Genomic DNA, 23,954 nt, shown 5'->3' with positions numbered 1-23,954 from the left:
GCTAATTGACAGGTGAATAGATTTTTCTTATAATTTTCGTTAGAAAAAGTAAACACGACGATGGAAAAAGTACGTAATTGCACGTGTAGAAGAAAGGGATTTCTTGGCTGAAAAAATCCTCACAGTGCAAATGCTGAAAGCTACTCCGGAGTGCAGTTAATCTCTGCCGTTCACTGACGTTACAAGTGCTAAAGAGGTAAGTAAGAATTTTTACTTACAACTAGGGTGGTACCGCGAGACTGAAGATAAGTCCTCGTCCCTTTTTGGGGATGAGGGCTTTTTTATTTTCATTTAGTAAAAAAAACCAATTATAGTGGTTGGTACCAAAGCTTGCTGGCAGGGAATAGTTGGGTCGTCAAGATCTAATTCTTATCGTGATTTTACATTATAAAATAGGAGGAATTTATCCAATGAAAGCAGTTAACATTCGACAAATGTATTTGGAATTTTTTAAAGAAAAGGGGCATCACCATGAACCGTCTGCGCCTCTAGTGCCAATCAATGATCCATCCTTACTTTGGATTAACTCAGGTGTTGCTACACTTAAGCCGTATTTTGATGGTCGTGTTATTCCTGACAACCCTCGAATTACAAATGCACAGAAATCAATTCGTACCAACGATATTGAGAACGTAGGAAAAACAGCGCGTCACCATACTTTCTTTGAAATGTTAGGGAACTTTTCTATAGGGGATTACTTTAAAAAAGAAGCTATTCATTATGCTTGGGAATTTTTAACGGATAAAAAGTGGATGGGCTTTGATCCCGAATTACTATCTATCACAATCCATCCTGAAGATCAGGAAGCATATGATGTTTGGCATCAAGAAATTGGTATTCCGGAAGAACGTTTAATTCGTTTGGAAGGGAACTTTTGGGATATTGGTGAAGGTCCTTCTGGTCCAAACTCAGAGATTTTCTATGACCGCGGCGTAGAATATGGCTCAGACGAAAATGACCCTGAAATGTACCCAGGTGGAGAAAATGAACGTTATCTAGAAATTTGGAACCTAGTGTTCTCTCAATTCAACCATAATCCTGATGGTTCGTATACACCACTACCAAAGCAAAATATTGATACTGGTATGGGACTAGAACGTATTGTCTCCGTGGTTCAAAATGTACCAACGAATTTTGATACGGATTTATTCATGCCTATCATTGAAAAAATTGAGGAATTTGCCAACCGTAAATACAAACGCCCAAGTGAAGTAGATTTAAATGAAATTTTTGGCTCTGAAGAAGATATTAATACGCCATTTAAAGTTATTGCAGACCACATTCGTACTGTAGCGTTTGCTATAGGTGACGGTGCCCTTCCTTCAAACGAAGGCCGTGGCTATGTATTACGCCGCTTACTACGTCGTGCCGTACGTTATGCAAAACAAATTGGAATTGAGAAACCATTTATGTTTGAATTGGTCCCAACAGTGGGCAAAATCATGGAAGACTTCTATCCAGAGGTAACGGAAAAATGTGAATTTATTCAACGCGTTATTAAGAATGAAGAAATTCGTTTCCATGAAACATTAGATGGTGGTCTTGCAATCTTTAATGAAGTTGTAGAATCACAAAAAGCGGCTGGTCATGATTTTATCCCAGGAGCAGATGCTTTCCGTTTATATGATACTTACGGTTTCCCAATCGAGTTAACGGAAGAATATGCAGAAGAAGTAGGAATGAAAGTCGATCATGAAGGCTTCGAAACGGCGATGGAGGAACAACGTGAACGTGCGCGTGCGGCTCGTCAAGATGTTGACTCTATGCAAGTACAAAATGAAGTATTAGCAAACTTAACGGTTGCCAGCGAATTTGTTGGCTTTGACACATTAGTAGCTAATACTGAAATTGCTGCAATGATTGTGAATGGTCAAGTAGAAAAAGTAGCATCTGAAGGCCAAGAAGCTTTAGTTATTTTAGCTCAAACACCATTCTATGCTGAAATGGGTGGTCAAATTGCCGATAGCGGTATCATTTCTAATGATAGCTTCACCGCTGTAGTAAAGGATGTTCAAAAGGCACCAAATGGTCAGCCGCTCCACACAGTAGTTGTTGAATCAGGTGAAATGCATGTCGAAGATGCTGTCCAAGCAATTGTTAATCGTGATGATCGCAATTTAATTATTAAAAACCATACAGCGACACATATTATGCAACGTGCGTTAAAAGATGTATTAGGTGATCATGTCAACCAAGCTGGATCATATGTAGGCCCTGATCGTTTACGCTTTGACTTTTCTCACTTTGGTCAAGTGACTAAAGAGGAATTACAGCAAATTGAACGTATTGTAAATGAAAAAGTGTGGGATGATATAGAGGTCGTTATTGAAGAAATGGCCATCGATAAAGCGAAAGCAATGGGTGCAATGGCTTTATTCGGCGAAAAATATGGCGATGTTGTACGTGTCGTTTCAATCGGAGACTATTCCATCGAGCTATGCGGTGGTATCCATGTAAAACGTTCTTCTGAAATTGGTTTCTTTAAAATTGTTTCAGAAGGTGGAATTGGTGCGGGTACTCGTCGTATTGAAGCTGTTACAGGTAAAGTGGCTTATGAAGTAGTCAAAGAAGAAGAAGCACTTTTAAATGATGCGGCAGCATTGTTAAAAGCAAATCCTAAAGATATCGTCACAAAAGTACAAGCCTTACAAGGTGACTACAAAGAATTACAACGTGACAATGAAGCATTATCTCAAAAAATTGCCAATGCTCAGGCTGGGGCAATTGTTGATGCAGCACAAACAATTGGAGATGTTACAGTTCTTTCTACAAAGGTAGAAGCAAAAGACAATAACCAACTGCGTCAGATGATGGATGATTTGAAGGCGAAAATGCCAAAGGCTGTTATCGTTCTTGGAGCAGTGGATGGCGATAAGGTTATGCTGTGTGCTGGAGTATCAAAAGAATTAGTTGGTGGCAATTACCATGCTGGAAATATCGTGAAAATGGTTGCAGAAGCTTGTGGTGGTAAAGGTGGCGGTCGTCCTGATATGGCGATGGCAGGAGCAAAAGAAGCTTCAAAACTTGATGAAGCACTACTTTCTGTGTATGATTATGTTAAATCCATTTAATTAATTCACCAAAACATGTTATAATAAAGAGAAATTGGAGATGAGCTTGTTCGCACATCTCCTTATTTCTGAAAGCGAGGTGCTGGTCATGAGTTCATTTGATCAAACGATGAAATTTAATTTTCCAGAAGAATCAATGGAACAGGAAGTCAAGCAGGTAATGTTGAAAGTTCATTCTTCATTAGAGGAAAAGGGATATAACCCTATCAATCAGATTGTTGGTTACTTACTTTCTGGTGATCCGGCGTATATTCCTCGCCATCAGGATGCTCGTAATTTAATTCGCAAGCTTGAGCGTGACGAAATTCTAGAAGAGCTTGTTAAATTTTATATCAAAAAGAATAACGAGGACTAGAAATGAGAATTATGGGATTAGACGTTGGGTCGAAAACCGTTGGCGTTGCTGTGAGTGACGCACTTGGTTGGACTGCCCAAGGTATTGAAACCGTAAAAATTGATGAGGCTAATGGCGAGTTCGGTATCGATCGTATCGCTGAGCTAGTAAAGGAATACGCAATAACAGAATTTGTTGTAGGCTTCCCGAAAAACATGAATAATACGGTTGGACCGCGTGGAGAGGCTTCTGAAAACTATAAAAAGTTATTGGAAGAAACGTTCTCACTACCAGTTAAATTATGGGATGAACGTTTAACAACGATGGCAGCGGAACGTATGCTAATCGAAGCAGATGTGAGTCGCAAAAAGCGCAAGCAAGTCATTGATAAAATGGCAGCTGTGATGATTTTACAAGGCTATTTAGATAGCAAAAATTAATTGATGAGGTGACTATACATGGCAAACGAGCATAACCATGAAGAAGAATTACACGTTCAACACATTACAGTGATTGATGAAAACGGAAATGAACAGCTTTGTGAAGTGATTCACGTACATGAATCTCCAGAGTTTGGAAAATCATACGTATTTTACTCAATGGTAGGCGCAGAAGAAGATGAAGATGGATCAGTTGAAATTTTTGTTTCTTCATTCGTACCGTCTGATAACGGTGAAGATGGTGAACTAACACCTATCGAAACTGAAGCAGAATGGGATATGGTAGAAGACGTATTAAACGCTTTAGAAGATGAAGACGAAGACTAATCTTCTTTCTTAAAGCTTGGAACAAGGATCGCAGCTTGCAGTCCTTGTTCCTTTTTTATTGAAAGTATATTTAGTTTGTTAGTAAATATCCGAATAATGGTGAGAATTTGCTCGAAGATATTTAGTACGTGTAGAAGTAACTACTTAGTAAATGACATTAAACTGTCAGAAGGAGATAATCGAATGAATGAAGAAACACAAGAATTTATGATAATCGATGAAAATGGGAAGGAACAACGTTGCCATGTGGTCTTTACATTTGATGCAGAGGATAAATCCTATGTGCTATTTTCTTTGTTGGATGCCAATGGTGAAGAAATTCCAGGAGATCTATCAGCGATGACTTTCGATTATGACGATAACAATGGCGAGATGACCAATCTACAGCCTGTCGAAACAGATGCTGAATGGGAAATGATTAATGAGGTGGTATTAACACTTCTAGATGAATTTGAAGAAGAGCCACAGCTTATTACCGTGACAAATGAAGATGGAGCGGATCAAGTTTGTGAGGTAATTCATACTTTTGCATCCGAGCAATTTGGTAAATCGTATGTATTATATGTGCCTGCGACAGATGAGCCAATGGATGAGCGTGAAATTTTCGCATCTCAATATCTGGCTGGAAATGACGGCTCTATCGAAGAGCTATTACCAATAGAAACAGATGAAGAATGGGTGTACGTTGAAGATATATTAAACGAACTATAAAAACTCTGAGTGGTTAGGAGCCACTCAGAGTTTTTTTGTTTTAGTAATAGAATTTTTCTATCAAGAGTTTAATCACATGAATTACTATAATCGAACATCTTAGAGGAGCAATTATTACAGTCTTTTATTATTGTAAAGGGACTGTATTAAAGCTATTTCACAAAGCTTTTAGCAAAACAATCTGCTGGCAAAAATAGCCTGCGGATTTTTTTATATATGTAAATTCTCCTGAATTGTCGATTTCTGTTTGTCGTGATAGTTGATTTCTAGTATGATATTGGATAGTGATAGGGGGGAAACCCGTGGATAACGGTACTAAAAAACAAGAAATGTTTTCAAAAATGCAAGAAAAAAAATCAGAGGTAAAAATCGTGAGAAAAATCGTTGCCATTGTGGCAATTGTTTTTGTCCTCGTTATAGGGATTGTCGGTTTATTTGGGTACAATTATGTAAAGGGTGCTTTAAAACCACTGGATCCTGACGCAACAAAAGCAATTGCAGTAGAAGTACCAATCGGTTCTAGCTTGAGTTCTATTTCTACATTATTAGAGAAAAAAGGTGTTATTAAAGATGCGCGTGTTTTTAAATACTATGCAAAATTTAAAAACGAATCTCAATTCCAAGCAGGAAATTACGATTTAACGCAAGCGATGACATTTGATGAACTCATTGAAAGCTTAAAAACAGGGAAGGTGTACCGAAAACCTGTCTTTACGATGACGATTCCAGAAGGCTTAACAATTGAGCAAATTGGGAAAGTTATTGAAAAGAAAACACCATATACACAAAAGGAATTTATGGATTTAGTAACGAGTGACACATTTGTTCAACAAATGATGGCCAACTATCCTGAGCTAGTAACGGATGCAGTGTTAGCTGACAATATTCGCTATGATTTAGAAGGCTATTTATATCCGGCTACTTACTCGTACTATGAGGAAAAGCCATCTCTAGAAGCGATTGTTGAAGAAATGATAGGGGCTATGAACAACGTGGTAAAAAATTATAGTGATGTTTTAGTGGAAAAACAAATGTCCGTTCACCAACTGTTAACATTTGCATCATTATTGGAAGAAGAAGCTACGGCTCAAACAGATCGAGAGACAATAGCAAGTGTCTTCTATAATCGTATAGATGAAGGGATGCCACTACAAACAGACCCAACTGTTTTATATGCGCTTGGTGATCATAAAGATCGTGTGCTGTATGAAGATTTAGAAGTGGATAATGCGTATAATACTTACAAAAATAAAGGCTTACCACCAGGTCCAATTGCGGGTGCTGGAAAAACTTCTATTGAGGCGACATTGAATCCTAGTCAAACAGACTATTTCTATTTCTTAGCAGATAAAGAGGGTGTGAACCACTTCTCGAAAACATATGATGAACATTTACAGAAAGTAGCAAAATATTTACGAAAAGAAGAATAAGTGTTAGAAAAGAGTAAATGGCATAGAGCAAACATAGAGAGTAGAAGGAAAGAAAAATAGCTTTCCTTCTATTTTCATGCTATTATAAAGTGTGATTTTTGATCAATCCGTTTATTCGGGACAAATATGCGTGGTGGCAATTGTTTGAGCATGTCAAAAACAATTGCTCATTTTTGTATGGCAAAGTACCAAGACATCACGTTTGGTCTTTTTCTTTTTGTTGATAAATGATGAAGTACGGACAACGGCTACATGCACGTTGCCTTTTAATTGAGGGTGAAACAATGGAATTATCAGATGCATATATACAATCATTTATACAGCCACGTAATGAATTGCTTTTAGAAATGGAAGCATATGCGGAGGAGAATCATGTACCGATTATGCAACTAGCAGGTATTGATGCTTTAAATCAATTGTTGCGCATTCAAAATCCGCAAAAAATTTTAGAAATTGGCACAGCAATTGGTTATTCTGCTATTCGAATGGCAGAAGCTTTACCAAATGTCCATATCGTTACGATTGAACGCGATATAGAGCGTGTGACAAAAGCTAAAGCCTATATTAAACGGTCAACCGTATCTGATCGAATTAAGGTCATTGAAGGCGACGCTTTAGAGGTAGACGATAAGGCCATTGACACAGAGTTCGATGCAGTATTTATCGATGCCGCAAAGGGACAATATCAGCGCTTCTTTGAAAAGTACGCTCCCCTCGTAAAATCAGGAGGAGTCTTGTATATCGACAATATGTATATGCATGGCTTGTCAGATCTAGATTTGAAGGATGTCCCACGTCGAAAACGTACAATGATCCGCAATTTAAAAAACTTCACAGAATGGATAATGCAGCACCCGGATTATACTAGTGCTTTTTTGCCAGTAGGTGACGGTTTATTACTATGTTTGAAGAGGTGACTACTATGAAAAAACCAGAATTGCTTGTGACACCACAATCATTAGAACATATTAAAGCACTTTTAGAAGCTGGAGCAGATGCTTTTGTTATTGGTGAACAACAATTTGGTCTACGTCTAGCAGGAGAATTCTCAGTAGATGAGGTGGAAGAGGCAACGAAGCTCATTCACGCAGCGGGTAAAAAAGTTTATGTTGCAGTGAATGCCCTTTTCCATAATGAAAAACTGGAGGCACTTGCCGACTATTTAAAAGAAATGCAACGCATCGGTGTGGATCGTTTAATTTATGGCGACCCAGCAGTATTAATTATTCGTCGTGAGCAAGGCGTAACAATTCCATTGCATTGGAATCCTGAGACGACTGCAACAAACTGGTTTACGGCTAATTACTGGGGAAAACGCGGTGCGACTCGTGCAGTGTTAGCACGTGAGCTTTCTCTTGATGAGGTATTAGAAATTAAAGAAAGTGCGGAATTAGAAATTGAAGTACAAGTACATGGTATGACATGTATGTTCCAATCAAAACGCCCGCTTCTTGGCCATTATTTCTTATATCAAGATAAAGTGATGGAAATTGAAAATCGTAAAGATAATCGTAACATGTTCCTACATGATGATGAGCGCAACAATAAATATCCAATTTACGAAGATGTAAACGGTACGCATATTTTTAGTCCTAATGACATGTGTGTTATTGATGAGCTTGGCGAATTATTTGAAGGTGGCATTGATGCCCTGAAAATTGAGGGTGTGCTACAAACTCCAGAATATGTGGTAACTGTGACGGAGGCGTATCGTAAGGCCATTGATGCATATTTTGACGAATCTGAAGAAGCATATGATGACATAAAAGATGAATTATTAGCAAAAATTGAAGATATTCAACCAGCCATTAGACCATTAGATACAGGCTTTATCTTCAAGGAAACTGTTTACTAAGAGGGGGCAATAACATGGCATTAGCGTTAGAACAAAATGACAAAATCCGTGACATTGTCGACGGTAAACGTGTCATTACAAAAAAACCAGAGCTACTTGCCCCAGCGGGTAGCTTAGAAAAATTAAAAGTAGCCGTGCATTACGGAGCGGATGCTGTATTTATTGGGGGACAAGAGTTTGGTCTACGTTCCAATGCAGATAACTTCTCTATAGATGAAATGCGTGAAGGTGTAGAGTTTGCTAATCAATATGGTGCGAAAATTTATGTAACGACAAATATATTTGCACATAATGAAAATATGGCAGGCTTGGAGCGATATTTAAAAGATATTGAGTCGGCAGGTGTGACAGGTATCATCGTTGCAGACCCACTAATTATTGAAACATGTCGTACATCTGCCCCTAAACTTGAAATTCATCTTTCTACACAGCAGTCATTGTCCAACTGGAAGGCAGTGCAGTACTGGAAGGAAGAAGGCTTACATCGTGTTGTATTAGCACGTGAGGTAGGCGGAGAAGAAATGAAATTGATGAAGGAAAAAGTCGATATTGAAATCGAAGCCTTCGTTCATGGAGCAATGTGTATTGCTTATTCTGGCCGTTGCGTTCTATCTAACCATATGACTGCTCGTGACTCTAACCGTGGCGGTTGTTGCCAATCATGCCGTTGGGATTACGATTTATATGAATTAGAAGATGGGGAAGAAAAAGCACTGTTTGATGATAATCACGCATCTTTTGCTATGAGTCCTAAAGATTTAAAATTAATTGAAGCCATTCCACATATGATCGAGCTTGGTATCGATTCTTTAAAAGTGGAAGGGCGTATGAAATCGATTCACTATGTGGCAACAGTTGTATCCGTATACCGCAAAGTTATCGATGCGTACTGTGCTGATCCTGATAATTTTAAAATTAAACGTGAATGGCTAGAGGAGCTAGATAAATGTGCAAATCGTGATACGGCTGAAGCATTCTTCCATGATGCACCTGGATCAGAGGAGCAAATGTTTGGTATTCATGGCCGAAAAACAACATATGAATTTGCTGGTTTAATTTTAGAACATGATCCAGAAACAAAAATGGTTACGATGCAGCAACGAAATTATTTTAAACCTGGTGACGAAGTAGAGTTCTTTGGCCCAGAAATCGAGAATTTCCGTCTAACAATGGGAGAAATTTGGGATGAAGATGGCAATAGCCTAGATGCAGCACGTCATCCATTACAAATTGTTAAATTCAAATGTGACACACCATTAATGCCGCATAACATGATGCGAAAGGAGAATAACTAATGGAAGTGAAGCGTCCTGTTGTTATCGGTATCGCTGGTGGCTCATGCTCAGGTAAAACGAGTGTGACGCGCGCCATTTATGATGTTTTCCGAGAGCATTCAGTTGTTGTTATTGAACAAGACTTTTATTATAAAGATCAAAGTCATTTAACATTTGAAGAGCGATTAGGAACAAACTACGATCATCCGTTAGCATTCGATAATGATTTATTAATACAGCACATCAAGAAACTTTTAGTGCGTCAACCGATCGAGAAGCCAGTTTACGATTACGTGCAGCATACTAGAGCAGCAGAAGTGATCCATGTTGAGCCGGTAGATGTTATTATTCTAGAAGGAATTCTTGTGCTAGAAGATGCTGATCTACGTGATTTAATGGATATTAAATTATTTGTAGATACCGATTCTGATTTACGAATTATTCGTCGTATCATGCGTGATATTAAAGAACGTGGACGTACAACAGATTCAGTTATTGATCAGTACTTATCGGCGGTTCGACCAATGCATAATTTATTTATTGAACCTACAAAACGTTATGCTGATATTATTATTCCTGAAGGTGGGGATAATGAGGTAGCAATTGATTTAATGGTAACGAAAATTAAAACTATTCTTGAAACCGACAACGTATTGTAATAAGATAGAGTGGTATTGACAATATTTACATGCATATTTAAAAAAAGCATGCATACTATTAGGTCAAAGCGTAATTTGAAAAACGTTTAAAAATAATAAAATTCGATTAAATGCACCTTACTAGCATTTAGTCGAGTTTTATGTTTTTATATTGAAGAAACAAGGAGTGAAGGACTTTGGCAAATGAAAAACAGTACCCTATGACAGCTGAGGGAAAACGTAAATTAGAAGAAGAATTAGTGAAATTAGAAACTGAAACACGTAAAGAAATCGTTGAACGTATAAAAATAGCTCGTGATTTTGGTGATCTTTCTGAGAATGCTGAGTATGATTCAGCAAAAGAAGAACAAGCCTTTTTAGAAGGACGTATTTCAACTTTAAAATCAATGATTCGCAATGCAGTGATTATTTCTGAGGATGAAACAGATAACAGCGTGGTATCACTTGGGAAAACGGTTACATTTGTAGAAATTATTAATGGTAAACCATCAACTGATGAAGAATCTTATACAATTGTAGGTTCGGCTGAAGCAGACCCGATGGAGTTCCGTATTTCAAACGAATCACCAATTGCAAAAGGCTTACTTGGCCGTGCTGAAGGTGAAGAAGTAGCTGTTCAAACACCTGGTGGCGAAATGAAAGTTAAGATTGTTTCGATTAAATAATATGTAAATGGACAAGCAGTTGGTCTTTCTAATTTAGAGAGGCTAGCTGCTTTTATATTTCAGGCTAAAATGCCACGAAGTAAATTAATGAGTATAATTGTTTTGCAAGTGCTGTCGAACTTGATAGAATATTTGCTAGAGAGGGGGAGGAAATATGAGTGAACGACAAACTCGTAGTAGTCGTCATTTGCAGCCATCTCGTAATAAAAAGCTAGATAAACTATTGAATGTTTTAATTGGTGTAGTGGTTGTACTAATTATTATCACAGCAACTTATGTGTTTAAATGGCAAGATGATGCAGAACAAACAGTGAAAGATGAACCGGCTCAAGAGGAAAAAGACGACAACAAAGAAGTGGATAAAGAGCCTGTGAAAGAGGATGAAAAGGATCTGGCTGTAGAAGAAGATCAAGCTTCAGAGGAAGAGGATGAATCTCAGCCTGAAGAAAATCAGCAGGAACAAGGTGCGCCAGAAGAATCAACTTCAGATAATCCAAACGTAGAAAAAGTGATAACAAATAAAAATTGGCAGCCAACACCTACAACTCAAACGGGACAACATGTGTCTTCCTACGATTCTTCATCCGTAGACTGGTCTGAAAAAGTAGCAACTGTTACAGGTGTAACCGGTATTAGTCAAGATAATATGATTATTTGGCGTATGCAAAATAATGGTGGTCCTAATTCTTCAATTGCCACAGTTTCAACAAAAGATAAATCACAGATGTACCGTGTCAGTATGGAATGGGTGGATAATGAAGGATGGTTGCCTGTAAAGCTTGAGCAACTGAATACATTGGAAGGCGCCTATTGACGAAAATCACTCTTTTGATTATTTTTAATAGAGTTGATAAAGAAGGGAAGTAACATTACATGAAAATTGCAGTAATTGGGGCAATGGAACAGGAAGTAGAATTACTACGAGCATCTTTAAGCAATGCACAAAGTACAACGATAGCAGGTAGTGAGTATACAACAGGAACATATGAAGGCAAGGAAGTCGTGTTATTAAAAAGTGGTATTGGTAAAGTCAATGCGGCTATGTCCACTACCATTCTTTTGCATGAGTTTAAGCCTGATGTTGTTATTAATACAGGCTCTGCTGGTGGTTATGATGAAGCCCTTGAGGTGGGAGCTGTAGTCATTTCAGATGAAGTCCGTCACCATGATGTGGATGTCACAATTTTTGGTTATGAAATTGGACAAATGGCTGGTATGCCAGCAGCTTATAAATCAGATGAACGATTAATGAAAGTAGCTGAGGAAGCTGTTAAGGCAGTTGGAGAGCATCAATATGGCATTGGTTTAATTTGTTCTGGGGATGCATTTATGAATGATCCTGTGCGTGTAGAAGCTGTTCGTCATCATTTCCCTCAAATGAAGGCGGTTGAAATGGAAGCGGCTGCGGTTGCACAAGTTTGTTATCAATTTGCTACACCTTTTGTAGTAATTCGTGCTTTATCAGATATTGCAGGTAAAGAGTCAAATATTAGCTTTGATGAGTTTTTACCAGTTGCTGCAAAACACTCGACACAAGTTGTCTTACAAGCGATTGCCTCGCTATAATACACAAAACGGTCAAAATGTGTTGTTTCTAATGTGAGAAAAATCACAGTGAATGAATAGTATAAATGCTACACTAGCTGTAATAAATCTCTTCATATTAGAATGGGAGGCATTCATGATGCTATTATTAACAGTAGGTGTAGTGATTATCACTACTTTAATAGGTACATTGATTACGGCAGAACTATCAGAAACAGCACATTCATAAAATGTAAAAAGTTCCTTTGCGACATAGCAATGTCGCAAAGGGCTTTTTTTTTATGCCATAGAATCGGCACATTCTCCGCCAAAGATGCATTGAATTTTCTTAGTGAACATTTTACAATATATTACTCAATTGACTTTTGGTCGCGTTTGTATAATTGATAGAGTTTAATGAGTGCCCGTTTTTCAATTCGAGATACATAGCTTCGAGAAATATTTAGCCGAGCTGCAATTTCCTTTTGCGTGAGGGCATCTTGTTGATTTAATCCATAGCGAAGTGTCACAATTTCTAGTTCTCGTTCATCAAGCATATGCAAGTAATGATATAGCTGTGCCACATGTTCTTTATGTTCGATTTTCTCGGTTGCACTTTCTTCATCACATTGGAGTAAATCTCGAATTTGAAGCGCATTGCCATCTTTATCTGTTCCGATTGGCTCAAATAAAGACACGTCTTTTTGCACTTTTTTCTGTGTGCGTAGATGCATCAAAATTTCATTTTCAATACATCGAGCTGCATATGTGGCAAGTCTTGTTTTTTTGTCCGGGGTATAGCTTTCTACTGCTTTCATTAGCCCGATTGTCCCGATGGAAATATAATCATCGAGTTGTTCATGTTTTGGATGGAATTTTTTTACGACGTGCGCGACGAGCCTCATATTGCGTTCAATTAGGTCCAGGCGTGCTTGCTCGTCGCCACCTAAAAATCGTTCAATACAAGCAGCTTCCTCTTCTTTTGAAAAGGGTTTATGGAATGTTTGCCCCTTTAAATAGCCAAGTAACGCTGGGATCTCAAGCCATAACTGCAACATTGATGTAAAAATTCCGCTCATTGAATGATTTCATCCTTTCCCCATTTTTCGACAGTATATGTTTCAAAGCTGTGGGAAATGAAAAAAGTGCAACAGCAATTGTGCTGTTACACTTTTTTTAACGTAAATGTACTAATCATGAGTAAAGCTAAAATTGGGAAAAGGAAAAGATAAAAGGCCGGATGGAACGTAGTCGCTACAAAATACGTTAAAGTTAAGAACGTACCAGCAGCTGTAATAGGTAAACCTGTGAAATAGCCATTTGCTTCACTAATATTAAAGCGGGCTAATCGCATCGCACCACAAACGATAAACAGGACGGCCATCATCATGCCGACAAAACCAAAATCAACTAGAACAACTTCGTACATTAATAAGGCAGGCGCCACGCCAAATGATATAATATCACTCATAGAATCTAATTGTTTACCTAACTCAGACACTTGTCCGAGTGCTCTAGCTACCTTACCATCATAGCGGTCAAGTAGAGCTGCAATAAAGATAAACAAGACACTATAGCTATAGTATTCATGTAAAGTGGCCATAATAGCCGCGCCTCCAAAGGACATATTACTAATTGTAATGAAGTTAGCTGCGTGCGATTTCATTTTCTTAACCGTGGTATCCACCAACTTGTGATAAAAAAACAAGGGGGATCACTCCTTTGCACTTAAGATATTGTACCATTATACTTCGAATGCGAAAAAATTGACAGTCTAAATTAATGGATAGGGGTTTTACTAATGAAAGAAAAACTATATCAACGCTTGATAGAACTAACGAATGGTAAGCAATCCTCCAATCTTTTGCAAGCTATTGCGAAAGCTAAGTGGAGTAAACGTATAATTCCAAGCTACATGAAGTTATACGATATAAACCTTGAAGAAGTTTCAAAAAAACAACAACAATTTTCATGTTTACATGAATTTTTTACAAGAGAGCTTTTAGAAGATGCACGACCGATTGAAAAAAATCCGATGGTGTATGTAAGTCCTGTAGATGCCAAGGTAGAATCCTTTGGAAGAATTGAATGGGATATGACTTTTCTGGTGAAAGGTAAGCCATATTCACTTGAGGATTTACTTGGTAATTCGGAGCGAGCGGCTAACTATGCAGACGGCCATTTTATTGTCTTTTATTTAAGCCCTGCTGATTATCATCGTATTCACAGCCCGATTGATGGGGAAGTACTAAGACAGTATACGCTTGGTCAGAAATCTTATCCTGTGAATCAAATAGGTCTTACATACGGTAAAAAGCCAATTTCCCACAATTACCGTTTAGTGACAGAGTTAAAAACTTCACATAATCAGCAAGTAGCGTTTATAAAAGTGGGGGCGACCTTCGTGAATTCAATTGTGCTCACGAACAGAACAACAAACTGGTATAAAGGGCAGGAAGTCGGTTATTTCTCATTTGGTTCGACAGTTGTTATGCTGTTTGAAAAGGATTCGATTGAGTTTACGGAAAATGTTGTACAGGGCAACCCAATTCGAATGGGTGAAGCCTTTGCAAATATGCTATAATGGTCGAATAATACGTTAAGATTAGGGGTCGCTATTTTGTATAATTTTTTATTACCGAACGAATTTGTGACGAATATTTTCGAAATTACACCTGAAAAATTACAAGAATTAGGTATAAGAGGGATCATTACAGATCTAGATAATACACTTGTGGAATGGGATCGTGAGGATGCAACAGAAGAACTGATCATCTGGCTGCGCATCATGAAGGAATCTGGTATTCGTGTCATTATTGCGTCTAATAACAATGAGGCACGTGTTAAACGCTTCGCAGAGCCTTTAGGTATTCCATATATTCATAAGGCAAAAAAACCATTGCGAAATGCTTTTTATAATGCCCTTATTCAATTAGGCTTGCGTCCTAATGAAGTAGTAATGGTAGGAGATCAGCTTCTTACAGATGTAATGGGTGCGAATCGATTAGGCTTGCATACAGTGCTTGTAAAACCTGTTGCACAGTCTGATGGACTTGTAACAAAACTGAATCGATTCATTGAACGTCGAGTGTTTAATGATTTAAAACGAAAAGGAATTATAACTTGGGAGGAACAAGAATGATTGAAATGCCAAATTGTATTGGCTGTGGTACAACAATTCAAACAGAAGATAAAACAGCAGTTGGGTATGCACCCCCATCATCACTAGAAAAGGATGTGGTCATTTGCCAACGTTGCTTCCGTTTGAAAAATTATAATGAAATTCAACCAGTGTCATTAACAGATGACGATTTTTTACGCATTTTAAATGGCCTTGGTACACAGCAAGGCTTAATCGTAAAAATAGTTGATATTTTTGATTTTAATGGAAGCTGGCTACCTGGCCTACACCGTTTTGTAGGGAAGAATCCTGTACTTTTGATTGCGAATAAAGCTGATTTATTACCGAAATCGGTTAAACCGAAAAAAGTTATCAATTGGTTAAAACGCGAAGCAAAAGCATTAGGGCTTCAGCCTGTTGATGTGTTGTTAGTAAGTGCCCATAAAGGCAAGGGAATGGCCGAAGCAATGGAAGCCATTGATGAATATCGACGAGGACAAAATGTTTATGTTGTGGGCTGTACCAATGTCGGAAAATCCACATTCATTAACCGCATTATTAAGCAGGCAACAGGAGAAGGGGAGGTTATTACCACATCCCATTTCCCAGGTACTACATTAGATATGATTGAAATTCCATTGGATGATGGAAGTGCATTATATGATACGCCTGGTATTATTAATCATCACCAAATGGCCCATCATATTGATTCAAGTGAATTAAAATATATTATGCCAAAAAAAGAAATCAAACCGAAAGTCTACCAACAAAATGCGGGACAAACCTTATTTATTGGGGCTTTGGCGAGATTTGATTTTATTCAAGGAGACCGTTCAGCCTTTACAATCCATGTGGCAAATGACTTACCGATTCACCGAACAAAGCTTGAGAAGGCAGATATGCTGTATGCAGAACATAAGGGAGAACTTTTGGCACCACCAACTGCGGAGTTTATTGACCAACTTCCGCCTTTAGTTCGTCATGAGTTCTCCATCAAAGAAGCTAAAACAGATGTTGTATTTTCTGGACTAGGCTGGATTACTGTACAGCACGCCAATGTTGTAGTAGCAGCATACGCGCCAAAAGGTGTACAAGTTTCAATACGTCCATCACTTATATAGAAGGTGAAGGATGAAGGAGAGAAGAGGGACTAGGAAATGAAGAAGTGGTTTGCAGTTATTGGTGATCCGATTGAACATTCAAAATCACCAGCCATGCACAATGCTTGGTTTGAGGAAATGTCCATAGATGCGACATATATTCCACTACATGTATCTTCTGAGCTATTAGAGTCAGCAGTTGCTGGCTTGAAAACTTTAGGGACAAGTGGCTGGAATGTAACAATTCCTCATAAAACAGCAATCATTCCCTATTTAGATGAGCTAGATGAGTTGGCGCATAAAATGGGAGCAGTGAATACGGTTGTACGAACAACAGAAGGAAAGCTGAAAGGCTATAATACAGATGGTGTTGGCTTTGTGCGTTCACTAGAAGAAGCAGTAGGTTCGTCTCATAAAGACAAGCCTGTGTTACTTGTTGGTGCAGGTGGCGCTGCCCGAGGTATAGCCTTTGCTATGCAGCAGCAAGGTTATAATGATTTGACCATTACTAATCGTACTGTAGCTAATGCCCAAGCTATTGTGGATGAAATGGGTAATGGCCGTGCCATTTCATTAAAGGAAGCGGAAGAAACATTGGCTGAATTCAGCATCATTGTGCAAATGACTTCGGCAGGCCTTGCTACGGGCAATTTTTCAATGCCATTTTCCTTAAATGGTCTTGAGAAAGGAGCAATTGTCGCGGATATTGTGTATAATCCATTAATGACGCCTTTTTTACAAGCGGCTGAAGAAAAAGGGGCAACAATTGTGACAGGTTTAGGGATGTTTGTGCATCAAGGAGCCATTTCTTTTGAGCACTGGTTAGGCAACTATCCAAATACAAATTCAATGATTGCGCAGCTAAAGGCGCAATTAGGAGGAAACTAATTTTTATGTTAACAGGTAAACAAAAACGTTTTTTACGTGCAGAAGCACACCATTTATCACCAATTTTCCAAGTGGGAAAAGGTGGCGTAAATGATGAAATGACTAAGCAAATTCGTGAGGCATTGGAAGTACGTGAGCTAATTAAAGTGCGTATTTTAGATAATTGTGAAGAGGATAAACATGAAGTGGCAGAAGCACTTGCAAAAGGTGCACATGCAGAGCTTGTTCAATTAATCGGCCTTACAGTTGTTTTATATAAAGAATCACGCAATCAAAAAAAGATTGTATTACCAAAAGCAACGAAATAAGGTGAGACGATGAAAAGGGTCGGTTTACTAGGAGGTACGTTTAATCCTCCACATATGGGGCATTTATTAATGGCAAATGAGGTATTTCATGCGTTGCAACTCGATGAAATACGTTTTATGCCGAATGCCATACCGCCACATAAGCATGCACGTTATGATGCCAGTAATGTGGAACGACTTGAAATGGTTGAGCGTGCAATTCGCCCATTTCCTTATTTTTCGGTAGAGTCGTATGAGGTAGACAAGGGTGGCGTATCCTATTCCTATGAGACACTTTCGGCATTATGTAGAAAGGAACCTTCTGTAAAATTCTACTTTATTATCGGTGGCGATATGATTGATTCGCTACATACATGGCATTGTATAGATGACTTAGTAGAACTTGTCCAATTTGTTGGTGTCAAGCGTCCAGGATCGGCCGCCATTACAGAGTACCCTATATGCATGGTGGAGGTGCCACAAATCGATTTATCGTCCACACTGATTCGTGAACGCCTGGCGACTGGAGGAACGGTGACATTTTTACTACCAGAAGCGGTAGAGACGTTCATACGAGAGGAAGGTCTTTATGGAACGCGAACAGTATTTAGCGGCGATTAAGCCCAGAATGCCGGAAAAACGTTATATTCATACAATCGGTGTCATGGAAACGGCCATCGAACTAGCAAGAAAGTACGGCGAGGATGAGAAAAAGGCTGAAACAGCGGCAATCCTTCATGATATTGCTAAATATGAAGAGATAGAGTGGATGGAGCAAATCGTCCGAACGGAAAAGTTAGATGCACGCCTCATTGGCTGGGGCAGTGAGCTACTTCATGGCCCAGTTGGTGCATATATTGCAGAAAGTGAATTCGGCATCAAAGATTATGAGCTGTTGAATGCTATTCGTTTCCATACGACAGGGCGACCTAATATGAGTCGTTTAGAAAAAATTATTTTTGTCGCAGATATGATTGAACCGAATCGCCAATTTGATGGTGTGGATCGTCTGCGCAAAAAAGCGCAAAAAAATTTGGATAAGGCCATGAGTGCATGTGTCCGTCATACATTGGCATTTTTAATCGACACAAAGCAGCCTATTTATCCGTTATCAATAGAATGTTATAACGATATGATGAACAGAGAGGATAGTGAAGGATGACTTCAACTTTATTACAAGCAGCTTACAAAGCGATCGACGACAAACATGGTGAGGATATTGTCGTTTTAAATATGCAAGGAATTTCTCTTTTAGCAGATTACTTTATTATTGCCCATGGTAACTCAGATCGTCAGGTACAAGCAATTGCACGTGAATTACAGGATGTAGCAGAAAAAGATGGCTATGAAATTCGCCGTGTAGAAGGTTTTGATGGAGCTCGTTGGGTTCTTGTAGACTTAGGAGATGTAGTAGCACACGTATTCCATAAAGATGAGCGTGCTTATTATAATTTAGAGCGTCTATGGGGCGATGCACCACAATTAGACATGCCAGAGGCCTAAGTGAGTAGTTACGAACGCTTCGCCCATGTCTATGATGAGCTACAAACCGATATTCCTTACAATCTTTATGTAGATTGGGTTGTACAGCATGCACCTAGCGGCCAATATAAAAAGCTATTAGATATTGGTTGTGGAACTGGTGTGCTTAGCTTGCTATTTGCACAGGCTGGCTACAAAGTCAGCGGCGTTGATTTATCAGAAGAAATGCTTTCTGTTGCGACTGAACGTTTTACTGATGCAGGATACGAGGGTCCGTTTTATTGTATGTCCATGGACGAACTCGATGGCTTTGAGGGAGTAGATGTGGTCACAATTGCCATTGATTCTCTGAATTATGTTGTAGAGGAGCAAGCAGTCTATACGACATTAGAACGGATCTATCAGGCATTACGAGATGGGGGTCAGCTATTTTTTGATGTCCATTCAATATTTAAAATGTCGGAAATCTTTTTAGATGGTCCATTTACGTATGACGATGGAGACATTAGTTATGTATGGCATACAGAGCCTGGAGACTTTGAGCATTCTATTATCCATCAAATGACCTTTTATGTGCGTGAAGCTACAAGTGATTTATATGAACGCTTCGATGAGGAACATATTCAACGTACGTTTCCTATCGAACAATATATGACTTGGCTTCGTGATATTGGCTTTAGTGATGTGGAAGTAACATCAGATTTTACTGACGAAGCGCCAGAATATGAAAGTGAACGCATTTTTATCCGCGCGGTAAAATAAATAAGGAAAAGTACCACACTGCCGATTGGTAGTGTGGATTTTTTTTGTAGAGCTGGTGGATGGAGGGAGAGAGTGACGGATAGAGTTGCAAAGTGACGGATGGAACCACAAAAATCGCCGATCCAACGATCAAATGAGAGCTTTTCTTTCTCTCTTTCAGGTTTGCAATCCAGGTTTGTTAGTGTATGATGAGGGTACCTCCATATGATGACCTTTTGCGTTGAAAGGACGGTACTATGTTGCAATCATTATGGCAAAAGTACAAAAAAGGTATGCTAATCCCTGGCGTACTAGTAATCAGTGGACTATTTTTTTACTTCTATTTTTCGAGTTCTGACTCTTCACTTCCCCAAGAAGAGCTCATCGAAACCATCCAACCTATTGAAGAAATAAATCAAGTGGAATCTACTGCTGAAGTAGCGGTCCAACAGCAGATATTTGTTGATATAAAGGGTGCTGTTATGTATCCAGGCGTCTATGAACTTCAGCCAGACAATCGTATTATCGATGCCATTCAGCTTGCAGGTGGTTATATTGAAAATGCAGATACGCAACTTGTTAATCATGCGCAAAAAGTTCAGGACGAAATGGTCATTTATATTCCCATCAAGGGTGAACATCTTGAAGATGCATCTACAAATCTGTTCATTTCACCTATGGAAAGCAAGAATAAGGATCAAAAAATTAATATTAATATTGCTGATACGGAAACACTTGCCACATTACCAGGAATCGGTCCCTCAAAAGCTCAAAGTATTCTTAGTTATCGGGAGGAAAACGGACGCTTTCAAACCATTGATGACTTAAAAAATATTAGTGGTATTGGTGAAAAAACATTTGAGAAAATAAAGGATTCTATTACAGTTAAGTAAAGCTAATAGCATATGAGATATTGACGCCCCTTTTCCAAAAGGGCTACACTATAGTAGAAAAGCAACAAGATCGCAAAACTTGTAAGGCAAAATTTTGGAGGTAGTCATATGGAGCGAATTACTTGGGATCAATTTTTTATGGCACAAAGCCATTTACTCGCATTACGTAGTACATGTACAAGACTAGCGGTAGGAGCGACTGTTGTCCGTGATAAGAGGATCATAGCAGGGGGATATAATGGGTCTATTACAGGTGATGAGCATTGTATCGAAAAAGGCTGCTATGTAGTGGACAACCATTGTGTGCGTACGGTGCATGCTGAAATGAATGCGTTACTACAATGTGCTAAATACGGCACACCAACAAAAGGTGCAGATTTATATGTAACCCATTTCCCATGTCTCCCTTGCACAAAATCTATTATTCAAGCAGGCATTGAGCGTGTTTATTATGCAACTGATTATAAAAATAATCCATATGCTCAGGAATTATTTGAAAAAGCAGGTGTGACAGTTGTTCATGTACCATTTGATGAACGGAAAATCGATTTTTTACGAGATGAAAAACTAGCCTTGTATACAGAGATGCTTCATGAGCTTCGCGAGAACGGATTGTCAGCCGAAAAATTGCTTCCGTATGAACAGAAGGTGAGTGCACTATTTGGTATAAAGCTTTAAGGCATAAATGGATTTATGTAGCCCTCGCTGTACTTGTCGCTTCCTTAGCAGCGCACAAGTCGGCATGGCTACTCGTTTTAGTACTTCTTTTAGCCCTGTGGCTCATCTTAAAGGGTGAGTCACGTTTCTTAGCAATCATTGTGTTAATAAGTGGCTTATTATCGCATATTTTTTTTTCTAAAATTCAATTAATAGAACCTTCCCCACTGCCATCCACTTTCCCTTTAACTTGGTCAAACGACTATAAAATAAGCGGTCAAAAGCTCCGTGGTTTTGCTACAACTACAAACGGTCAAAAGTTATATGTAGTATATACATTTTCCTCTGAACAAGAAAAAGTTAATTATGGACATACATCTATAGCGGGAATGACGTTTCTAGCGAAAGGTGAGCTTGTGACTCCTTCTCCATCAGCTCATGATTATGCCTTTTCTATGCCAAATTATTTAACGAGTAAGGGTGCAACTGGTATAGTTGAAATCACTAGTTGGACCTTTATGGAGAAGCGCAATTCCCCCACCATATTTCTCGCTAAACATAGACAACAGATGAAAAGGCATATAGAAATGACATTTCCCCAAACACTAATAGCAGAGGCTCAAGCACTTCTCATTGGAGAGCAGGATCTAATGGATGATGAGCTACAACGAGCCTATCAAAAACTAGGGATCACTCATTTATTTGCAATCTCTGGTTTACATGTAGCACTGATATCATGGTTATTTTTTGAAGGCTTACTACGCATAGGTATTCGCAAAGAGGTGGCCACTATGGCCTTGCTCATTTTACTACCGATCTACGGAGTCATTGCAGGGGGTGCACCGTCTGTATGGCGAGCAGTTTCAGTGGTGGAATTAATGATGTTGCTCCGTTATTTAAAATGGATGCTGTCAATCGATGATGCACTTGCTATCAGCTTTGCAGGGTTTGTTTTACTTGAACCAGGAGTAATCTTTCAAATTGGTTTCCAACTGTCCTATTTAGCAGCGGCTAGTCTTATTTATTCTAGTTTTATTTTTACACAGACTAGCAATTGGATATCCCGTTCTTTTTTCGTCACATTCGTCTGTCAGCTACTCGTCTATCCTTTATTACTTCATCATTTTTATGAACTTTCCATTTCCTCGTTTTTTGTCAATATTATCTTCGTTCCATTGTTTTCATTCGTTATTTTACCTTTTAATATTATGGCATTTGTTCTTACTTATATTTCCTTACCATTAGCAAACCTTTTATTTGCAGGCTATGAGCCTCTGCGAAATGGGCTAACGAATGTCATTTTTTCAATACAAGCCCTGCCTTTTCAATTATGGTCACCAGGTAAACCATCCGTTTGGCTTTGTTCCTTAGCAATGCTAAGCGTTCTCGCGTGTTTTTATTTCTTAGAAACAAAACGTTTTGGGCATGCGATTATTGTTTTAGTCATTCCAGCGATCTGGATTCATTTTTACCCAATGCTGTATAGTGACACAAAGATAACGTTTTTAAATGTAGGGCAGGGTGATTGCATTGTGATTGAATTGCCGTTTAGGAAGGCTGTATATGTCATTGATGCTGGTGGCCTTTTGCGCTTTGAACAAGAGCAATGGAAGAAGCCAAATAAAGTTTACGAGGTGGGGAAACAAGTGGTAGTCCCATTTCTGAAAGGGAAAGGAATACGAACCATTGATATTTTTATTGTTTCGCATGCAGACGCTGATCATGTGGAAGGAGCCGAGGAAATTTTACAAGAGATTGGGATGAAAGAAATTCACGTTACACCTGGTTCGTTGGGACAGCCTATTATGAGGGATTTGTTAAGGGAAGCCCAAAAGCAAAACGTTCCTATAAAAGAAAAGATGAAGGGCACTTCATGGCAGAAAGGCGAGACTAGCTTTTCTTATTTATGGCCTCATGATACCTATTACGAAGGTAATGATGACTCCCTTGTTTTATACATGCGTCAGAAGGCGTTTACAGCGTTATTTACAGGTGATTTAGAGAAATATGGCGAACAACAGCTAATGATGTATTATGGACCTCTAATAGCTAATCTAACCCTTCTGAAGGCTGGGCATCATGGCAGTAAAACTTCTAGTATCGAATCATTTGTAGAGCTCGTACGACCCCGAGTCACCGTTTTCAGTGCTGGGTTTCAAAATCGTTATGGTCATCCACATGAAGAGGTAGTTGAGCGATTTACCAATCGGAATTTAGCTACTTGGACAACTGGGGTGGATGGCACAATCGAAGTACGTATTCAGAGCAATCGTTTGACAGTTAAAGCAAAAGAAAAAGACCTTGTCCAATGATCAAGGTCTTTTTCCTTCGTATTTAAGTCTGATTACTGTGATACGAACTCTACTATTGTCGCGATAATAAACATTAGTGTGAAAACGCCAAATGATACACCGAAACCAACACCTGAATCGATTGCATCGTTACGTCGACATTGTATGTTTTTTCCTTCAAATGGATTCATTGTTATCCCTCCA

Annotated in this window: 28 protein-coding genes and 1 other annotated feature; of the genes, 25 read left to right on the top strand and 3 right to left on the bottom strand. The window is 38.7% G+C overall.

The features are described 5' to 3' along the window. The first annotated feature begins 48 nt into the window (after positions 1–48). Positions 49–264, top strand: a binding site (T-box leader). 146 nt (positions 265–410) lie between these two features. The 13 genes from alaS (at position 411) to mtnN (ending at position 12,332) form a co-directional block, all read left to right on the top strand. Beyond that, a complete protein-coding gene (alaS, locus tag MKY88_RS16340; RefSeq protein ID WP_340814166.1) occupies positions 411–3,071 on the top strand; it encodes an alanine--tRNA ligase in 2,661 nt (886 codons plus the stop codon). A gap of 88 nt (positions 3,072–3,159) precedes the next feature. Beyond that, positions 3,160–3,426, top strand: coding sequence for an IreB family regulatory phosphoprotein (locus MKY88_RS16335; RefSeq protein ID WP_004226839.1), 267 nt, complete (start codon positions 3,160–3,162; stop codon positions 3,424–3,426). 2 nt (positions 3,427–3,428) lie between these two features. After that, complete coding sequence (gene ruvX, locus MKY88_RS16330) at positions 3,429–3,845, top strand: Holliday junction resolvase RuvX (protein ID WP_025114357.1); 417 nt, start codon at positions 3,429–3,431, stop codon at positions 3,843–3,845. A gap of 18 nt (positions 3,846–3,863) precedes the next feature. Next, entirely contained in the window at positions 3,864–4,172 is a 309-nt protein-coding gene (locus MKY88_RS16325) for a DUF1292 domain-containing protein (protein WP_025114356.1), read from the top strand. Positions 4,173–4,355: 183 nt separating this feature from the next. Further along, positions 4,356–4,883, top strand: a complete 528-nt coding sequence (locus tag MKY88_RS16320) for a DUF1292 domain-containing protein (protein ID WP_193832646.1) — start codon at positions 4,356–4,358, stop codon at positions 4,881–4,883. A gap of 302 nt (positions 4,884–5,185) precedes the next feature. Beyond that, on the top strand, positions 5,186–6,313 hold the full coding sequence (gene mltG / locus MKY88_RS16315) for an endolytic transglycosylase MltG (protein WP_025114354.1): 1,128 nt from the start codon (positions 5,186–5,188) through the stop codon (positions 6,311–6,313). A gap of 284 nt (positions 6,314–6,597) precedes the next feature. Then, a complete protein-coding gene (locus tag MKY88_RS16310; protein WP_328204273.1) occupies positions 6,598–7,230 on the top strand; it encodes an O-methyltransferase in 633 nt (210 codons plus the stop codon). A 5-nt stretch (positions 7,231–7,235) separates the two neighbouring features. Further along, entirely contained in the window at positions 7,236–8,168 is a 933-nt protein-coding gene (locus MKY88_RS16305; RefSeq protein ID WP_193832643.1) for a peptidase U32 family protein, read from the top strand. 14 nt (positions 8,169–8,182) lie between these two features. Continuing rightward, entirely contained in the window at positions 8,183–9,463 is a 1,281-nt protein-coding gene (locus MKY88_RS16300) for a peptidase U32 family protein (RefSeq protein WP_340814163.1), read from the top strand. After that, the gene (udk, locus tag MKY88_RS16295; protein ID WP_008180943.1) at positions 9,463–10,101 is read left to right on the top strand and encodes a uridine kinase; all 639 of its coding nucleotides are present in this window, start codon (positions 9,463–9,465) and stop codon (positions 10,099–10,101) included. Before MKY88_RS16300 ends, udk begins: the two co-directional genes overlap by 1 nt. A 176-nt stretch (positions 10,102–10,277) precedes the next feature. Beyond that, positions 10,278–10,766, top strand: coding sequence for a transcription elongation factor GreA (greA, locus tag MKY88_RS16290; RefSeq protein ID WP_008180941.1), 489 nt, complete (start codon positions 10,278–10,280; stop codon positions 10,764–10,766). Positions 10,767–10,920: 154 nt separating this feature from the next. Continuing rightward, the gene (locus MKY88_RS16285; protein ID WP_258268877.1) at positions 10,921–11,580 is read left to right on the top strand and encodes a YrrS family protein; all 660 of its coding nucleotides are present in this window, start codon (positions 10,921–10,923) and stop codon (positions 11,578–11,580) included. A gap of 59 nt (positions 11,581–11,639) precedes the next feature. Next, positions 11,640–12,332: a 5'-methylthioadenosine/S-adenosylhomocysteine nucleosidase gene (mtnN, locus tag MKY88_RS16280; RefSeq protein ID WP_036127262.1), complete on the top strand. Its 693-nt coding sequence runs from the start codon at positions 11,640–11,642 to the stop codon at positions 12,330–12,332. Positions 12,333–12,661: 329 nt separating this feature from the next. Here mtnN and sigK read toward each other — a convergent pair whose 3' ends face one another. Further along, on the bottom strand, positions 12,662–13,369 hold the full coding sequence (gene sigK / locus MKY88_RS16275) for an RNA polymerase sporulation sigma factor SigK (RefSeq protein WP_008180932.1): 708 nt from the start codon (positions 13,367–13,369) through the stop codon (positions 12,662–12,664). An 86-nt stretch (positions 13,370–13,455) separates the two neighbouring features. After that, positions 13,456–13,956, bottom strand: coding sequence for a CDP-diacylglycerol--serine O-phosphatidyltransferase (gene pssA, locus MKY88_RS16270; RefSeq protein ID WP_193833732.1), 501 nt, complete (start codon positions 13,954–13,956; stop codon positions 13,456–13,458). 135 nt (positions 13,957–14,091) lie between these two features. Between pssA and MKY88_RS16265 the strand changes: the two genes are divergently transcribed. From MKY88_RS16265 to MKY88_RS16210, 12 genes are all read left to right on the top strand, one after another. Further along, on the top strand, positions 14,092–14,874 hold the full coding sequence (locus MKY88_RS16265) for a phosphatidylserine decarboxylase (protein ID WP_069482082.1): 783 nt from the start codon (positions 14,092–14,094) through the stop codon (positions 14,872–14,874). Between the two features lie 36 nt (positions 14,875–14,910). Beyond that, the gene (locus MKY88_RS16260; protein WP_036127255.1) at positions 14,911–15,432 is read left to right on the top strand and encodes a YqeG family HAD IIIA-type phosphatase; all 522 of its coding nucleotides are present in this window, start codon (positions 14,911–14,913) and stop codon (positions 15,430–15,432) included. Further along, on the top strand, positions 15,429–16,532 hold the full coding sequence (gene yqeH / locus MKY88_RS16255; RefSeq protein WP_193832640.1) for a ribosome biogenesis GTPase YqeH: 1,104 nt from the start codon (positions 15,429–15,431) through the stop codon (positions 16,530–16,532). Before MKY88_RS16260 ends, yqeH begins: the two co-directional genes overlap by 4 nt. 36 nt (positions 16,533–16,568) lie before the next feature. Beyond that, positions 16,569–17,399: a shikimate dehydrogenase gene (gene aroE, locus MKY88_RS16250; RefSeq protein ID WP_340814159.1), complete on the top strand. Its 831-nt coding sequence runs from the start codon at positions 16,569–16,571 to the stop codon at positions 17,397–17,399. 5 nt (positions 17,400–17,404) lie between these two features. Beyond that, on the top strand, positions 17,405–17,707 hold the full coding sequence (yhbY, locus tag MKY88_RS16245; RefSeq protein WP_008180921.1) for a ribosome assembly RNA-binding protein YhbY: 303 nt from the start codon (positions 17,405–17,407) through the stop codon (positions 17,705–17,707). A 9-nt stretch (positions 17,708–17,716) separates the two neighbouring features. Beyond that, the gene (locus tag MKY88_RS16240) at positions 17,717–18,307 is read left to right on the top strand and encodes a nicotinate-nucleotide adenylyltransferase (protein ID WP_340814158.1); all 591 of its coding nucleotides are present in this window, start codon (positions 17,717–17,719) and stop codon (positions 18,305–18,307) included. Continuing rightward, positions 18,276–18,848 carry a bis(5'-nucleosyl)-tetraphosphatase (symmetrical) YqeK gene (gene yqeK / locus MKY88_RS16235; RefSeq protein WP_340814156.1) on the top strand — a complete coding sequence of 191 codons (573 nt, stop codon included), beginning with the start codon at positions 18,276–18,278 and terminating at the stop codon, positions 18,846–18,848. The genes MKY88_RS16240 and yqeK overlap by 32 nt, the downstream gene beginning before the upstream one ends. After that, positions 18,845–19,189, top strand: a complete 345-nt coding sequence (rsfS, locus tag MKY88_RS16230; RefSeq protein ID WP_008180916.1) for a ribosome silencing factor — start codon at positions 18,845–18,847, stop codon at positions 19,187–19,189. The genes yqeK and rsfS overlap by 4 nt, the downstream gene beginning before the upstream one ends. Beyond that, positions 19,190–19,930 (top strand): class I SAM-dependent DNA methyltransferase, encoded by a 741-nt coding sequence (locus MKY88_RS16225; RefSeq protein ID WP_328204287.1) that lies wholly within the window; start codon positions 19,190–19,192, stop codon positions 19,928–19,930. Between the two features lie 236 nt (positions 19,931–20,166). Then, positions 20,167–20,802: a helix-hairpin-helix domain-containing protein gene (locus tag MKY88_RS16220; RefSeq protein WP_193832635.1), complete on the top strand. Its 636-nt coding sequence runs from the start codon at positions 20,167–20,169 to the stop codon at positions 20,800–20,802. Positions 20,803–20,910: 108 nt separating this feature from the next. Beyond that, entirely contained in the window at positions 20,911–21,480 is a 570-nt protein-coding gene (locus tag MKY88_RS16215; RefSeq protein ID WP_069482075.1) for a ComE operon protein 2, read from the top strand. Between the two features lie 140 nt (positions 21,481–21,620). Next, positions 21,621–23,771, top strand: coding sequence for a DNA internalization-related competence protein ComEC/Rec2 (locus MKY88_RS16210; RefSeq protein ID WP_340814154.1), 2,151 nt, complete (start codon positions 21,621–21,623; stop codon positions 23,769–23,771). Between the two features lie 32 nt (positions 23,772–23,803). Here the strand turns inward: MKY88_RS16210 and MKY88_RS16205 are convergent, their stop codons facing one another. Further along, positions 23,804–23,941, bottom strand: a complete 138-nt coding sequence (locus MKY88_RS16205; protein WP_004226902.1) for a YqzM family protein — start codon at positions 23,939–23,941, stop codon at positions 23,804–23,806. Between the last annotated feature and the right edge of the window lie 13 nt (positions 23,942–23,954).

The sequence above is a fragment of the Lysinibacillus sp. FSL R7-0073 genome (assembly GCF_038009065.1).
Lineage (GTDB): Bacteria > Bacillota > Bacilli > Bacillales_A > Planococcaceae > Lysinibacillus > Lysinibacillus fusiformis.
The sequence above is the reverse complement of the archived record's forward strand: the minus strand, read 5'-3'. Positions and strand labels throughout refer to the sequence as shown.